At 39.8% G+C, this 14,078-nt stretch carries 19 protein-coding genes; 13 read left to right on the top strand and 6 right to left on the bottom strand.

The window, feature by feature from the left end:
• Positions 1–70 precede the first annotated feature (70 nt).
• Positions 71–1,081 (top strand): tryptophan--tRNA ligase, encoded by a 1,011-nt coding sequence (gene trpS, locus VB691_RS07335; protein WP_323290821.1) that lies wholly within the window; start codon positions 71–73, stop codon positions 1,079–1,081.
• Between the two features lie 41 nt (positions 1,082–1,122).
• Positions 1,123–2,028: a methylenetetrahydrofolate reductase gene (locus VB691_RS07330; protein ID WP_323291019.1), complete on the top strand. Its 906-nt coding sequence runs from the start codon at positions 1,123–1,125 to the stop codon at positions 2,026–2,028.
• Between the two features lie 38 nt (positions 2,029–2,066).
• Here the strand turns inward: VB691_RS07330 and VB691_RS07325 are convergent, their stop codons facing one another.
• Positions 2,067–2,570, bottom strand: a complete 504-nt coding sequence (locus VB691_RS07325) for a Bdr protein (protein WP_323290820.1) — start codon at positions 2,568–2,570, stop codon at positions 2,067–2,069.
• A gap of 277 nt (positions 2,571–2,847) precedes the next feature.
• On the opposite strand from VB691_RS07325, the gene VB691_RS07320 reads away from it, so the two are divergent.
• The 3 genes from VB691_RS07320 (at position 2,848) to VB691_RS07310 (ending at position 4,326) form a co-directional block, all read left to right on the top strand.
• Positions 2,848–3,057, top strand: a complete 210-nt coding sequence (locus VB691_RS07320; RefSeq protein ID WP_323290819.1) for a hypothetical protein — start codon at positions 2,848–2,850, stop codon at positions 3,055–3,057.
• Between the two features lie 11 nt (positions 3,058–3,068).
• On the top strand, positions 3,069–3,329 hold the full coding sequence (locus tag VB691_RS07315; protein WP_323290818.1) for a type II toxin-antitoxin system RelE/ParE family toxin: 261 nt from the start codon (positions 3,069–3,071) through the stop codon (positions 3,327–3,329).
• A 220-nt stretch (positions 3,330–3,549) separates the two neighbouring features.
• Positions 3,550–4,326, top strand: a complete 777-nt coding sequence (locus VB691_RS07310) for a PEP-CTERM sorting domain-containing protein (protein ID WP_323290817.1) — start codon at positions 3,550–3,552, stop codon at positions 4,324–4,326.
• Positions 4,327–4,549: 223 nt separating this feature from the next.
• On the opposite strand, the gene VB691_RS07305 is transcribed toward VB691_RS07310, so the two are convergent.
• From VB691_RS07305 to trpC, 3 genes are all read right to left on the bottom strand, one after another.
• On the bottom strand, positions 4,550–5,701 hold the full coding sequence (locus VB691_RS07305) for an alanine--glyoxylate aminotransferase family protein (protein WP_323290816.1): 1,152 nt from the start codon (positions 5,699–5,701) through the stop codon (positions 4,550–4,552).
• Between the two features lie 154 nt (positions 5,702–5,855).
• Positions 5,856–6,143 carry a DUF5340 domain-containing protein gene (locus VB691_RS07300; protein ID WP_323290815.1) on the bottom strand — a complete coding sequence of 96 codons (288 nt, stop codon included), beginning with the start codon at positions 6,141–6,143 and terminating at the stop codon, positions 5,856–5,858.
• Positions 6,144–6,189: 46 nt separating this feature from the next.
• Entirely contained in the window at positions 6,190–7,071 is an 882-nt protein-coding gene (gene trpC / locus VB691_RS07295) for an indole-3-glycerol phosphate synthase TrpC (RefSeq protein ID WP_323290814.1), read from the bottom strand.
• 190 nt (positions 7,072–7,261) lie between these two features.
• On the opposite strand from trpC, the gene VB691_RS07290 reads away from it, so the two are divergent.
• From VB691_RS07290 to VB691_RS07260, 7 genes are all read left to right on the top strand, one after another.
• Positions 7,262–7,450: a hypothetical protein gene (locus tag VB691_RS07290; RefSeq protein WP_323290813.1), complete on the top strand. Its 189-nt coding sequence runs from the start codon at positions 7,262–7,264 to the stop codon at positions 7,448–7,450.
• On the top strand, positions 7,435–7,728 hold the full coding sequence (locus tag VB691_RS07285) for a type II toxin-antitoxin system RelE/ParE family toxin (RefSeq protein ID WP_323290812.1): 294 nt from the start codon (positions 7,435–7,437) through the stop codon (positions 7,726–7,728). The genes VB691_RS07290 and VB691_RS07285 overlap by 16 nt, the downstream gene beginning before the upstream one ends.
• 2 nt (positions 7,729–7,730) lie before the next feature.
• Entirely contained in the window at positions 7,731–8,375 is a 645-nt protein-coding gene (locus tag VB691_RS07280) for a HEAT repeat domain-containing protein (protein WP_323290811.1), read from the top strand.
• A 98-nt stretch (positions 8,376–8,473) separates the two neighbouring features.
• On the top strand, positions 8,474–8,920 hold the full coding sequence (gene psbQ / locus VB691_RS07275; RefSeq protein ID WP_323290810.1) for a photosystem II protein PsbQ: 447 nt from the start codon (positions 8,474–8,476) through the stop codon (positions 8,918–8,920).
• An 80-nt stretch (positions 8,921–9,000) separates the two neighbouring features.
• Positions 9,001–10,104 carry an FAD-dependent oxidoreductase gene (locus tag VB691_RS07270; RefSeq protein ID WP_323290809.1) on the top strand — a complete coding sequence of 368 codons (1,104 nt, stop codon included), beginning with the start codon at positions 9,001–9,003 and terminating at the stop codon, positions 10,102–10,104.
• 29 nt (positions 10,105–10,133) lie between these two features.
• Complete coding sequence (locus tag VB691_RS07265; RefSeq protein ID WP_323290808.1) at positions 10,134–11,213, top strand: hemolysin family protein; 1,080 nt, start codon at positions 10,134–10,136, stop codon at positions 11,211–11,213.
• 126 nt (positions 11,214–11,339) lie between these two features.
• The gene (locus VB691_RS07260; protein ID WP_323290807.1) at positions 11,340–11,525 is read left to right on the top strand and encodes a hypothetical protein; all 186 of its coding nucleotides are present in this window, start codon (positions 11,340–11,342) and stop codon (positions 11,523–11,525) included.
• Positions 11,526–11,583: 58 nt separating this feature from the next.
• On the opposite strand, the gene VB691_RS07255 is transcribed toward VB691_RS07260, so the two are convergent.
• Together VB691_RS07255 and VB691_RS07250 are read right to left on the bottom strand one after the other, a co-directional pair.
• On the bottom strand, positions 11,584–12,438 hold the full coding sequence (locus VB691_RS07255) for a hypothetical protein (RefSeq protein ID WP_323290806.1): 855 nt from the start codon (positions 12,436–12,438) through the stop codon (positions 11,584–11,586).
• Positions 12,435–13,037, bottom strand: coding sequence for a DUF1517 domain-containing protein (locus tag VB691_RS07250; RefSeq protein ID WP_323290805.1), 603 nt, complete (start codon positions 13,035–13,037; stop codon positions 12,435–12,437). The genes VB691_RS07255 and VB691_RS07250 overlap by 4 nt, the downstream gene beginning before the upstream one ends.
• Positions 13,038–13,396: 359 nt before the next feature.
• Here VB691_RS07250 and VB691_RS07245 point away from each other — a divergent pair, with 359 nt between their 5' ends.
• Positions 13,397–13,897, top strand: coding sequence for a PEP-CTERM sorting domain-containing protein (locus tag VB691_RS07245; RefSeq protein WP_323290804.1), 501 nt, complete (start codon positions 13,397–13,399; stop codon positions 13,895–13,897).
• Positions 13,898–14,078 lie beyond the last annotated feature (181 nt).

Here is a 14,078-nt window from a genome sequence, read left to right as displayed (position 1 = left end):
ACATAATCACCAGGATCAGGCATAATTGTAAAGAAATAATACAGTTAAGAAAAATTCAGATAAGGGTAGAATGGGAAAACAAAGGGTCTTATCAGGGGTACAACCAACCGGAAACCTGCACCTAGGCAACTATTTAGGGGCTATTCGCACCTGGGTAGACATCCAAGAGAACTATGATAACTTCTTTTGTGTGGTCGATTTACACGCGATTACCGTCCCCCACAACCCCAAAACTTTAGCCCAAGATACTTATACCATAGCGGCTCTTTATCTCGCCTGTGGCATTGATTTAAACCATGCTACAATCTTTGTTCAATCCCATGTTACGGCCCATGCGGAACTAGCTTGGTTATTAAACTGTATCACACCTTTAAACTGGTTAGAAAGGATGATTCAGTTTAAAGAAAAAGCCGTTAAACAAGGAGAAAATGTCAGCGTTGGACTATTAGATTATCCCGTATTAATGGCAGCAGATATTTTATTATATGATGCCGATCGCGTGCCTGTGGGAGAAGATCAAAAACAACATTTAGAATTAACTAGAGACATTGCGGCCCGGTTTAACGATCAATTTGCTACACCGGAAAACCCTGTTTTAAAAATACCTGAACCTTTAATTCGTACAGAAGGGGCCAGAGTAATGAGTTTAACCGATGGCAGCCGAAAAATGTCAAAATCTGACCCATCAGATCTCAGTCGTATTAATTTATTAGATCCTCCAGAATTAATTGGCAAAAAAATTAAACGCTGTAAAACTGACCCCATCAAAGGTCTAGAATTTGATAATAAAGAACGTCCTGAATGTAATAATTTGTTAGGCTTATATGGATTATTATCAGGAAAGACGAAACAAGAAGTTATCCTTGAGTGTCAAGATATGGGATGGGGACAATTTAAACCCTTACTCAGTGAGACAACTATCGCAGCCCTCGAACCAATTCAACTAAAATATCAAGAAATCATGGATAATAAAGATTATTTAGATTCTGTTTTACGAGATGGCAAAGAGAAAGCTGAAGCCGTTGCTAATCACACTTTAAACAGGGTTAAAGACGCATTAGGCTATTTACTCACCCTTTAGATCACTTTATTCAATTCTTATTATTTATTGTGACTCGTTCTATGATTAACCATTTTCGCCAAGCTGCCCAAAATAAGGAATTTCTGATCACCGCAGAAGTCACTCCCCCCAAGGGAGGAAACCCCACCCGAATGTTAGAGATGGCCAAACAACTCAAAGGGAGAGTCCATGGGGTAAATGTCACAGATGGCAGTCGGGCCGTGATGCGGATGTCTTCGGTGGCTGCTTCTGCCTTATTATTGCAGTATGGCATAGAACCAATCTGTCAGGTGGCTTGCCGCGATCGCAATGTAATTGGCCTGCAAGCAGACTTAATGGGGGCCTATGCCTTGGGATTACGCAATATTTTAGCTTTAACAGGCGATCCCGTCAAAGCGGGGGATCACCCCAAAGCCAGAGCAGTTTTTGAGTTAGAATCGGTAAGATTGCTCAAGTTAATTGATAATCTCAATCGTGGTGTAGACTATAATCAGAAGTCTTTACCAGATGATCCCTTAGATTTATTTGTTGGGGCCGCAGTTGATCCCCAGTCTTCTAGTTGGTCAGGGTTACAACGAAGATTTGAGAATAAATTGGCAGCCGGGGCGCAATTTTTCCAGAGTCAATTAATTACAGATTTTGATAAATTGGATAAGTTTATGCACCAAATTGCTGCTAAATCAGATAAGCCGATTTTAGCGGGAATTTTCTTGTTAAAGTCGGCTAAAAATGCTCAATTTATTAAGAATAATGTGCCAGGTGTAGAGATTCCTGATAGTATTATTAAACGTTTAGCTGATGCAAATGAACCCTTAAAAGAAGGTGTAAAAATTGCGGCGGAACAAGTACAATTAGCCAAACAATTATGTCAAGGAGTTCATTTAATGGCAATTAAACGAGAAGATTTAATTCCTGAAATTTTGGATCAAGCAGGAATTGCGCCTATTATTACTAATACCCTGAATTAATTGACAAATTTACCAATTTAATAACTTCTATAGTCAGTTTAATTAATGAAATTGGGAAAAAACAACTTAGCTAGTCCAGCAAGAATAGCCAAAATAAAGCCAACTACAACGGAACGATTGATGAATTCCTGAGTATCTAGTCGCTTACTAACTCCATTGACGGTGGCTTCAAGTTCTTTGATTTGTCCCGTCAGTTTAGTATCCAGTTCTTTGATTTGTCCCGTCAGTTTAGTATCACTTTCTTGAATTTGTCCCGTCAGTTTAGTATCAAGTTCTTTGATTTGTCCCGTTAGTTTAGTATCCAGTTCTTTGATTTGTCCCGTTAGTTTAGTATCACTTTCTTGGATTTGCCCAGTTACTCTAGCATCGAGGGTTTTGATTTCTCCTTTGATTTCAGCAACTTCAACTTTAAGAATGGTAACATCTTGCTGTAAATTGTCTATCTTCGACTCAATGGATGCGAACTGTCTATCCATCTTCTGCTCTAGTCGCGTCAAGAATTCTTCTAAGGAATAAGTAACTGTAATCGGTGTTTGACTCATGGTCTTATTTAGAAAAAAATTACTTTATTTGGTAATTATAATAACATAATTGTTCTTAATTAACTGGTTTAAAATAATTGTAAATATGCAACCGCGCGAGCGTCGAACGTCTCGACGGTGACGCTCGACGGAACCGCTGAAGCTCACGGCGAAGCCTCATAAGTCCGAGAAACGCTATATATATTATAAAGATCATCGGAAAAAGATGTAGGATTGATGTTTTTATTAAACTCGCGCTAAAATGAAACAGTAGAGATGTAGATTGGCAAGCTAAATAATGAGTTTAGAATCTAAAGAACAATATCTAACTGACGTAAATGGCAACCGCATTGCCGTTGTTATCGATATTAATGTCTATCAAAAGCTATTAGATGAATTGGATGAATACTACTGTATAAAGGGGTATGAACAAGCGGTTACTGAAACTGAACCAGAAATTAGATCAGGGGATTACCTAACCTTAGAACAGTATTTAGCCAATCGTTAAAGCAATAATCAATGAGTTATCAAATTATTATCCCTAAAGCTGTGCAAAAACAGATAGATAAATTGGCTAATGATATCCAAAATAGTGTCATTCAATCTTTGCTAAGCCTATCTGAAAATCCTAGACCATCGAACTCCCTGAAGATGAAAAATAATCAAGGATATCGTTTAAGAGTAGGTGAATATCGGGTTTTATATGATATTTATGACAAAACTCAGGTATTGACTTTAAGACGTATTGCACATAGACGAGATATTTACCGTAATAATTAATACTTATATCTACACAAAACTTTACTCGTTAAAATTAGACAAAAGCAAAAAAAATTAGACAAAATTTGACAAAGTTAATCTTATCTTAACTTGATTAATTATTATTAATTAATTTGTTGAAAGTAATTGCAAAGATTTGTAAAATTAGCCTGAAATATTTAATTACCTGACTATCATACAGGTAATTGATTAACCCTAAATTTAAGGAAATTTTATAAAAATGACATTAACAAAACTGATTGATTTTACGAAGGGGTGTAAGAATAACTTATCTAAAATAGCGATCGCCTCCTCTGTTTTGGTTGTTAGTTCTTTGGCGATCGCACCTGTTCAAGCCGCGACCTTTGATGCTGCAACTGACTTTTCTGCAACGAATAATCCGAATGGGGTTTGGAGTTATGGCGATTCAAATACTTTAGGTAGTGTATTCAACTTATATACCAACAAATATACTGATGTTACTGGTTTAGATGTTTGGTTTGGGTCCGATGCCGCTACCCCAACAAATCCTGCCATAGTTCAAAATCCTACAGCAAGCACTGTTACTAATATTTGTTGCCAACTTCTACCTGGACAACTATCTCTCCACCCAGGACCGCAGGGACAATATAGCATCGTTCGCTGGACGGCACCTCACAGTGGCTTATTCAGTTTAGCAACAACCTTTAGCGGGACAGATTTTGTCGGTCCCACATCTACAGATGTTCACGTCCTCAGTAACGGGACTTCCCTATTTAACGATTTTGTCAACGGTTTTGGGAGTCCTAGTGCTAAAAACTTTTCTACAACTCTATCTATTGCTGTAGGAGATACAATTGATTTCGCCGTAGGTTTCGGCAACAACGGTAACTTTTTCTCTGATAATACAGGATTAAGTGCTATCCTCACCACCATATCCGCGTCCGAACCCTCTACTATCCCCGAACCCTCATCAATATTGGGAATACTAAGTTTAGGAGTATTAGGAATAGGTGCAGCTTTAAAGAGAAAGCCTTGAATAACATTTTGAAGAATAAATGAGATTTACGGTTACTGAGAACTACATAATGGTTGTAGCACTAAATTAACCAAAATCGGTCGGATTAATATATTGGTTGCCATTCATCTCCCGTTAATCTCTGTGAGTCTTTTTTTACCGAGAAATTTAACGGGAGTCCTCTGGCAACACCATGAGATAGACTGTGCCAAAAACCAGCCCCTACTAAACCTCTGATACGAATTTATTGAGCGAAAACCTTAGAAGCCGCAGCAATACCGGCCCCAGGAGTTGCCCCTTCATAACCTAAAGCTTGTAAGGTGGCTTCTAAAGCTGCGATCGCAGTTAAGATATCTCGTTCACTGACAAACCCTAGATGGCCAATACGGAAAATTTTGCCTTTGAGATCGTCTTGTCCCCCCGCTAAAGCAATATCAAATTGCTTCTTCATGGTCGAACGAATGGCTTCAGCATCGACCCCTGTAGGCATTACGGCGGTAATGGCAGGACTTGCGGCATCATCCGGGGCAAACAAGGGTAAATCGAGGGCTTTAACGGCGGCGCGGGTGGCTTGAGTTAAGCGAAGATGACGGGCAAAAATACTCTCTAACCCTTCCGCCTTCATGATTTTTAGGGACGCTTGTAACCCGTACATCAGGTTAACGGGAGGAGTAAAGGGAGAACTATTTTTATCCGTGGCTTTCTTGTAGGCTTTTAAATCGAGATAAAACTTAGGTAGGGTAGCGGTTTCGTAAGCTTTCCAGGCCTTGGGACTAACAGAGACAAAGCCTAACCCTGGAGGTATCATATAGCCTTTTTGCGACCCAGAACCCACCACATCAAGTCCCCATTCATCAATAGGAACATTAACCGCCCCTAAACTGGTGACAGCATCAACGATAATTAGGGCTTCTCCGTGATCTTTCACATATTTGTTGATCGTGGCTAAATCATTGAGAACCCCTGTAGAGGTTTCAGAATGGGTGATAATGACTGCTTTGATGGTTTTTGCGCTGTCTGCTGTGAGTTTGGCTTTAAAATCTTCAGGATTGAGGGGTTTGCCCCATTCTGCTGTAATTTCTTCTACTTGTAGGCCAAAAGCTTGGCCCACTTTCACCCAACGTTCCCCAAATTTGCCATTGTTGCCGACTAAAACGCGATCGCCTGGACTGAGGAAATTAATCATTCCTGCTTCCATGGCCCCTGTCCCACTGACGGTTAACATCAGGACATCATTCTGGGTTTGGTGAAGCCATTTGAGGTTTTCTGTCAGTTCCCCAATAATATTACTAAAATCCCCACTTCGGTGGCCGATGGGGTGTTTAGCCATGGCCAACAGTACACTTTCGGGTACGGGGGTTGGCCCTGGAATCATGAGCATATTTTTATCTTGCATGAATAATCTCTCCCGCTTCGCGCTTAAAATAATAATTCCCCTGCCCAAAACACAGAGGATGGTTTCTTTGCAGGGAGTCCAAAATTTAGTGTAACCCGTCCTTAACTAACACTGAAAAAATCTTTGAGCTTTTGACGGATTTTTAAGCTTTAATTCAGGTTGTTTCCCTGAGATTTTCAGCATTAGCTACGGGTTCAATTAGGGGTGAGCGGGGAGCATCAATACTGTTGAGTGACCAATGATGTTCTGGGGAAATATAACTTTGTTCACAGATGGCTTCGAGTTGTTTTTGTTGGGCCCTGGCTTTGCGGAGGGTGACGATCAGCCGTTCCACCTGTTCCTGTAAAACTGGTTGTTCATAGGTCATTGCCAAGGTTTTACGCTCTAGCAGTTGTAAGAGTAATTCGTAATGAATGAGGGAAGGAAGGGGTAAGGATTTCATCGAATTTATAAGTGATTGGCTAATCGATCTTTCTTGATTTAAAGGATCAAGAAAATAAGGCAGCGATCGCCTGTTCGGGATCGGGTTGTTTAACTAAAGATTCTCCAATTAGAACTGCATCGGCCCCCGCTTTTTTAACGGTTTGTAAATCTTGGGGAGTATGTAACCCAGATTCACTGACAATGTAAATTCCTAATTGTTTAATTTGGGTTTGACGAGCATCTAAAAGCTGGGTTGTTGTCTCTAAATTCACCTCAAAGGTTTCTAAATTACGGTTATTGATCCCGATCAATGATACGCCTTCAATAGCTAAAACCCGATCCAATTCTGTTAAGGAATGAACTTCTAATAAGGGAGTCATACCCAAGGATTGAATAATTTTGATCAGATAACGCAAATCTGAGTCTTTGTGAATGGCAGCAATGAGTAAAACCCCATCTGCCCCGTTGAGACGTGCGAGATAGATTTGATAAGGGTAGAGTATGAATTCTTTACACAGTAAGGGAATATCTACGGCTTGACGAACTAAAGCCAGATTTTCAAAACTTCCTTGAAAAAACTTACTATCGGTAAGCACAGAAATACAAGTCGCGCCTCCTCTCTTATATGCTTGAGCAATGGCCACGGGGTCAAAATCCGCCCGAATTACGCCTTTACTTGGTGAGGCCTTTTTGACTTCGGCAATTAGGGCCGGTTGGGTTTTTCCCTGAGCTATCGCCCCCAAAAAATCTTGGGGTGGGGGAACCTTACTCACTTGTTTGCGTAGTTCTAATAAGGAAAGCCTTTCTCTGAGGCGATCGACTTCTTTTTCCTTGTGCCAAACGATTTCTTCAAGGATATGTCTTGCTTGTCCATCGGGATCTGGTATTTGATAACGCAGGGTTTCGACTTCTACGGAAGGGTTGGGGGGTCGTCTTCTGATTTGCATTCGGCTTGTTAAGAAGGATTAAGCAACTGTTTGAAGGGGTATCTTACCAAGGTTATTCTATCTATAATTGCTGTTTTTGGGCTAATCTTGTTGTCTCTATTCTCTCGAAGCAGTCAGACAAAAAAAAAGATTTTCTATATGATCCCTTAGTAGCCCTAAATTTAGGGCAAAAATCTAGCTGAAAACCCTTATGAATACGATTAAAGCAAAAATTCAATCGATCTTGAATCAATTACCAGATGATTGTTCAATTGAAGATATCCAGTATCATTTGTATGTTCTCGAAAAAATCCGTCAAGGATTACAGATCGCTGAACGGGAACCCATGTTACAACAGCAGGAAGTCGAGGGGCTACTAAGTAAATGGCTTATCGAGTAATTTGGTCTTCTAAAGCAGTTGAGGATGTTGAGGCAATTGCGACTTACATTGCCCGTGACTCCCCTTCTTATGCGGCTGCGGTTGTCCGGCAAATTCTGGATACCACAAGTCAATTGGAGGAATATCCAATGGCCGGTAAAATTATCTCTGAGGGGGACAATCTCACGATCCGTGAGCAATTAGCCTACAATTATCGGGTAATTTATCAGGTGCAGGAACAGAGAGTTACAGTGGTGTCTATTGTCCATACCAAGCAGTTATTAGGGCTGAATGAATAGGGATGACAGAGCAAGATGTTCAAATCTTAATTAAAAAGGTAGAGCAAGCTGACTCCTCCTTGAGTTTATTCAAGGCGGTTCAGTCTCTGGCCGCCAGCGGCCATGAAAATGCCATTCCTACCCTGATCCAAGCTTTAGGTTACAACAATCCAGGGGCGGCAGTGGCCGCGGTGGAAGGCTTGATTAAGATGGGAGATGTGACGGTTTCCTATCTTTTGGCTCAAATTGATGGCTACAATTATGGGGCGAGGGCTTGGGCGACTCGTGCTTTGGCCGGTATTGGTCATCCTTCTGCCCTCGAACACCTCCAAGAAGCCGCTAAAGCTGATTTTTCCATGAGTGTTCGTCGTTCAGCGGCCAAGGGGTTAGGGGGTATTTGTTGGCATAAGTTACCCTCTGAAAGAGTTAACAAGGCTCAAAATCAAGTGCTTGAGACTTTAATTAAGGTTTCTGATGATCCAGAATGGGTGGTGCGTTATGCTGCGGTGGTGGGCTTACAGAATTTGGCTAATTCAATCAAGAAGACTCAACCGACACTAATTGATTCCTTAGTGGCTAGGTTACAGCAAATGCTAAGTAATGAGCCAGAATTAGGAGTATGCGCTCGTATTCGCCTGGCTTTAGAAAATTTGCATGAGCGGTGCTAGTTCATGAATTAACATAGAATTAACTCAAAACCCATAGGATAATGATATCTATGGGTTTTATAATCTTGCCAAAAGTCCACTATACAGAAACTAAAGTTATGCCACGTCTTCGGTCTATTTTGTCCCTGTTGTTGGTTGCTGTTACCATCTTCTGTGTCAGTTGCAGTAGTCCCCAAGCACAGATCCCAACAACTTATTCCCCTGAGAAAGTTGAACAATTACAAGTTCTCATTGAACCCATTCAAGAAGCACGGGAAAATATGTCAGTGCTTAAAGAGTTGATCTCTGAGCAAAATTGGATTGACATCGGTACCTATATTCATGGGCCTCTCGGTGGTTTACGTCGGGAAATGAGCAATTTAACTCGTGATTTATTACCCAAGGATCAAAAGCAAGCTAAACAACTCTCTCAGGAATTATTTAGTCATTTTGAACGCCTTGATACTGCGGCCAAAGCTCACAATAATACTGATGCTCAACGACAATACCGTGATGCGGTAGATCACTTTGATGCTTTCTTAGATTTGCTCCCTAAAGCAAGCTAATTGAGTCATCTTGATAGAAAAAATTTCTAGGGGCATAATTAATTATGCCCTTATTTAATATCTAAATTTATCTCAAAACTATGACCCGTATTGCCATTATTGGTGCAGGAATTATTGGATCTGCGATCGCCTACGAATTGAGTTTACTTGATGGTTTGAATATTACCCTAATTGATGAAAAATCCCCCGCTTCTGGTTCTACTGGGGCAGCATTAGGGGTATTAATGGGCATTATTAGCCATAAAACTAAAGGGAGAGGCTGGAAACTTCGTCAAAGCAGTTTACAACGCTATGAAACTCTAATTCCTGAATTAGAAGGATTAACGGGAAACCCTATTCCAGTTAATCGTCAAGGGATTTTAATGTTATGTTTTAACGATGACTTCAGGGACAGATGGGAAAGTTTAGCCAAGCTTCGAGCTTCTCAAGGCTATTTGTTAGAAATTTGGACTAAAAATGATCTCTTGAAACGCTGTCCTCAGATTCAAAATGAGCGTGTAATTGGGGCTATTTATTCCCCCCAAGATCGTCAAATTGATCCCACAATTTTAACTCAATCTCTTGTTACAGCAGCCGCTAAGAATGGCGTTAATTGTCAATTTGGAGTCAAAGTTCAAAATATTGTACCAATTGCCTCTGATGCCTCAAATAATGGTCAATCTTATCAACTTCAAACAACTCAGGAAAGCTTAACAGTTGATTGGTTAATTATTGCCGCAGGATTGGGATCAACGTCTTTAATTACCCCTTTAAAACCGATTGTCAAGATGCAACCAGTATTAGGACAAGCATTACAAATTAAGTTAAATCATCCATTAGGAGAGGCTAATTTTCAACCTGTTATTACTGGGGAAGATGTACATATTGTTCCGATCAAAAATGATGAATATTGGATCGGTGCAACGGTAGAATTTCCGGATCAAATGGGCCAAGTTGTGCCAGAATTAGAATTGTTAGAACAGGTTAAACAACAAGCGATCGCCTTGTGTCCTCTGCTTCGGGAAGGAACAGTGATCAAAACTTGGTTGGGTAAGCGTCCCCGTCCTGACGGAGAACCAGCACCAATTATTAAAGAATTACCTGATTATCCTCATATTTTATTAGCAACAGGTCATTATCGTAATGGGGTATTATTGGCCCCCGCAACTGCTTTGATGATTCGAGATAAAATTAAAAACAGTTAAATCTGTCATCATTTTACTGATAATTAATTATGTTAAATATCATTTTTGTTATCTTAATTATTCTGATTGGTTCGGCGATTTGTTCTTGTACAGAAACCGCATTATTTTCTGTTTCCAGTGTCAAAGTTAAACAGTTAGCACAATCAAAAAAGCCCCAAGCAATAGCTTTACAAGCAATTCGTAGTAAAATGAATCGTCCTATTGCTACGATTGTGATTATCAATAATATTTTTAATATTGTAGGAAGTATTATTATTGGAAGCTTAGCAACTCAAGTTTTTGGTGATACTTTATTAGGACTATTTTCTGGTATTTTAACATTTTTAATTATCATTTTTGGAGAAATTCTCCCTAAAACTTTGGGAGAAAGATATGCGGAACCCATTGCCTTGTTTGTCGCTATTCCTGTTCAATTTATAACCTTAATTTTTACTCCCATTGTTTGGTTAATGGAACACATTACTTCACCCTTTACGAAAGGGAAAAAACTCCCCACAACCAATGAAGCAGAGATCCGTTTTTTAACGATGATTGGTTATAAAGAAGGGGTGATCGAAGGTGATGAAGCTGAGATGATTCATCGAGTATTTCAGTTAAATGATTTAACCGCAGCAGACTTAATGACTCCTCGGATAATTTTAACTTTTTTAAAAGGAAATTTAACCTTAGCTGAGTCTCAAACAGAGATTATCAAATCTGAACATAGTCGCATTTTAATTGTTGAAGAATCAATCGATCAAATTTTGGGTTATTGTTTAAAAGATGAGCTTTTGACGGCAATTATTGAAGGAAATTCGGCAGAAAAAATACATGATTTTATTCGTTCAGTTTATTATGTTCCTGAAACAATTAAAGCTGATAAACTATTAAAAAGTTTTCAAGATGCTCGTGAACATTTAATGGTAGTTTTAGGTGAATATGGTGGCGTTTCAGGAGTCGTTACCTTAGAGGATGTTTTGGAAGTTTTAACAGGGGAAATTGTTGATGAAACTGATCGCATTGTTGATCTCCAACAAATTGCCAGAAAAAAGCGCAATTTTCTCTTAAATTCCAGAGAAATAGCGAAAAAATCAGAGGATATCGATACAACCGATGTTGTCAATGATTAAGACACAATTCTTAACGTCAGGAAAACTTATAGATATAACAAGAAATTCTGAAGTGGCGATTGATTTATTTTCCTAAACTTCGTTGATAATAGACTATATAGGAAAAACTCAAAAACCATTACAAGTATGTCTATAGAAATCAGCGATCTTCAACTATGCCTGATGCTCATCTTTAATGCAGTATTGTGTTTACTGCTTCCTAGACTCTTAACCATGAACTGGTTAGCTGCTTTTTCTAGTGATGATATATCTACTTCCAGTGCGTCTCAACTTGATGCTGTGACTGTTACCCAAAAAATTACGATTAAATAGAGATCTTCAGAAAAAAAGACGCATTATTGCGCCTTTTGGTTATTTTCATTATGCTTGTTTAACGTCTTCGAGAACGAGAACGAGAACTTGAACGCTTGCTACTCCCAAACCCTGAATTTCTTTGAACATTAGAGCGAGAACTTCCTGAATTTTTCAAATTACTACTACCAAACCCTGAACCACTAGACTTAGTTGCGTTAGGAGACGATTTTTGGCGAGAAGTTGCGGAACCGGAAGAAGAACGGTTAAGGTTTCCTGTCGTCCGTAAGGTTTGACGATTTTTCACGGCTGGAGGAGGTGCGTTATATTGACTTTGATAGCGTTGACTAGCTTGGGTATAAGTATTCCCATAACCCCCATAACCTCTCATTACGCCCCCTGGTTGATACATAGGAGGAACATAATATTGTGGGGTAAATAATAAACTCCCCAATGCTTGACCCGCTAATGCACCCGCAAAGGGGGCCCAAAAATTAGACTCCCGACGCACCACAACAGTTTGAGGTTGTCCAGTTTGGGGGTTAGTTTGGGTTTCGGTTACATTGTGAACATATTCTATTTTGAAGTCTTCCGTCAGGTGCATCACTGCTTGCTCTCCCGTCACCTCTAAATAGGTGCTTTCCCCATTTTTTACCTGCTCCTCAGTCAGTCTGGCCATTTGTAAATTATCGGTGCGGTAGGTGGGGGGTTTTCCTGGGGGAGTATTGAGCAGCATCAGGGTATAAGTTCCATCTGCATCATTATATTCCGCTTGTTGAACAGGATAACGGCCCTCTGTAACTTGATTAGGGGGAGTAACACTCGCGCTAGTATTATTAGAAGGTTGGGACTTGGTTGAGGTAGGAGAACTACAGGCCACCGTTGTCCAACAGAGTGCTAAGGATAAGAAAATAGTAATCAATTTGCGAATCATAAAGGAATCAGTTCCGAAAAATTGAGTAATAATTGATCATTGGTGAGTTCATCCCCAAATTGAGCAGGGGAATAATGAACTTGAATCGCTTGTAAACGGTTTTTATAATGCAGGTTAATTAATGCTTTTAAACCGTCTTCTAAGGCTTCTCTATCGGCCAAGTTTGTTTCTAATTCTGGTACTTCTCCGGTTACAGCAACGGTGATCATCACCACTAAATTACGGGTAACAGGGAAAGATAAAGGAGTGTTGTCTTCGTCATCTTCAGCAAAAACAACTGCACTGAGGTAACGTTGTGCAGAGTCGGTAAACAGTTCGGTAACATAGTCTCCTGCTTCTCCCTCCTCCCAACAAACATCCCCCTCATTGGATGCAGATTGCCAGTTAAGGCTCATTTGCAGAAGATTTTGACAAATTTCAACTAAACTCTCTCCGAGTACCTGTAAATCTCCTTCTGCATCGATAGCTTCTCGCGCTGCATGGTTTAGGACTCCTAAGAGGGGAGCAATGTCATCTCCTGCAAGGTGTAGGAAAATACGACAGACCACAAAACGAGTTTTTCCGGTGAATTTGTTAATGCGATCGCGCCAAGAACTCATAATTTATGCTTGAAAAGCTCTGATTATAATGTAACCCAAAACCAGTCAAAATAATTCATTGAGTTGTTTTTTATTAAATAAACTCCTTTTATTAAAAAGCAATTCATACATTCTAATAGTCCCGTGGCCGTTTAAGCTTTAAAATACGTTTTCGTAGGGGTCAACGGCCGTTGACCCCTAAATAAAGTTTTACATAATTACATATTTCCTTTATATTTAAGAGGTTTATCATTTTTTTTTGAGGAAAATCTCATGGCAAGTTTAGCAAAACTTATGAATTTTCGGGGGGGGTAAAGAATAGCTTATCTATCAAACCTCTTGCTTTAGCTTCCACTACTGCTGCGATCGCGCTTATGGGTGTGGTTACTTCCACCTCTGAAGCTCAAGCTGCTACCTTCGATTTAAGTTTCACCGGAAATAGCACCTCCATTACGGGAACGGGAACAGTAACAATTGATGATGTTTTACTTATTCCAAACCAGGCTTTTTTCGGATTAACAGGAATTACTGCATTCCAAGCAACTTTAACCAATCTACCAACTGTCCCTAATTCTACAACTTTTAGTTTAGCTGATGTCAGCGCATTTATCATCTTCACAGATAGTAATGCCTCTATCACCGACTTTAATTTAGCCTCAGCCAGCAATGCAGGTGGTTTTAGTGCTATTGGTGTTGATCCATTCACATTCGCTTTACAAGATCAAGTCGGTACTCTTGACACCGTTACTATAGGTATCACTCCCGCTGCCACGTCAGTTCCTGAACCTGACTTTTTAACAATGTTAGGAGCAGTAACTGTGATGGGTTTTGGTACTGCATTTAAGCGTAAGTTAGCTCAGAAAAAGCAGAATAAAGCTTAATTTTTGGGACTCATTTTTAAAATAGGTTTTCCTAGGGGTCAACGGCCGTTGACCCCCACGAAAACCCTTAAGGGTTAAGCTATACAGACAAAACCCGCCTACGCGGGTTTAATATAGATCAACTGTTAGGTGATGAACAAGAAAGTTAAACCGCGCGGTCTGAAACATAAACCAGATATAA

Source organism: Crocosphaera sp. XPORK-15E, assembly GCF_034931425.1.
Lineage (GTDB): Bacteria > Cyanobacteriota > Cyanobacteriia > Cyanobacteriales > Microcystaceae > UHCC-0190.
This window is presented reverse-complemented; position numbering and strand designations above follow the sequence as displayed.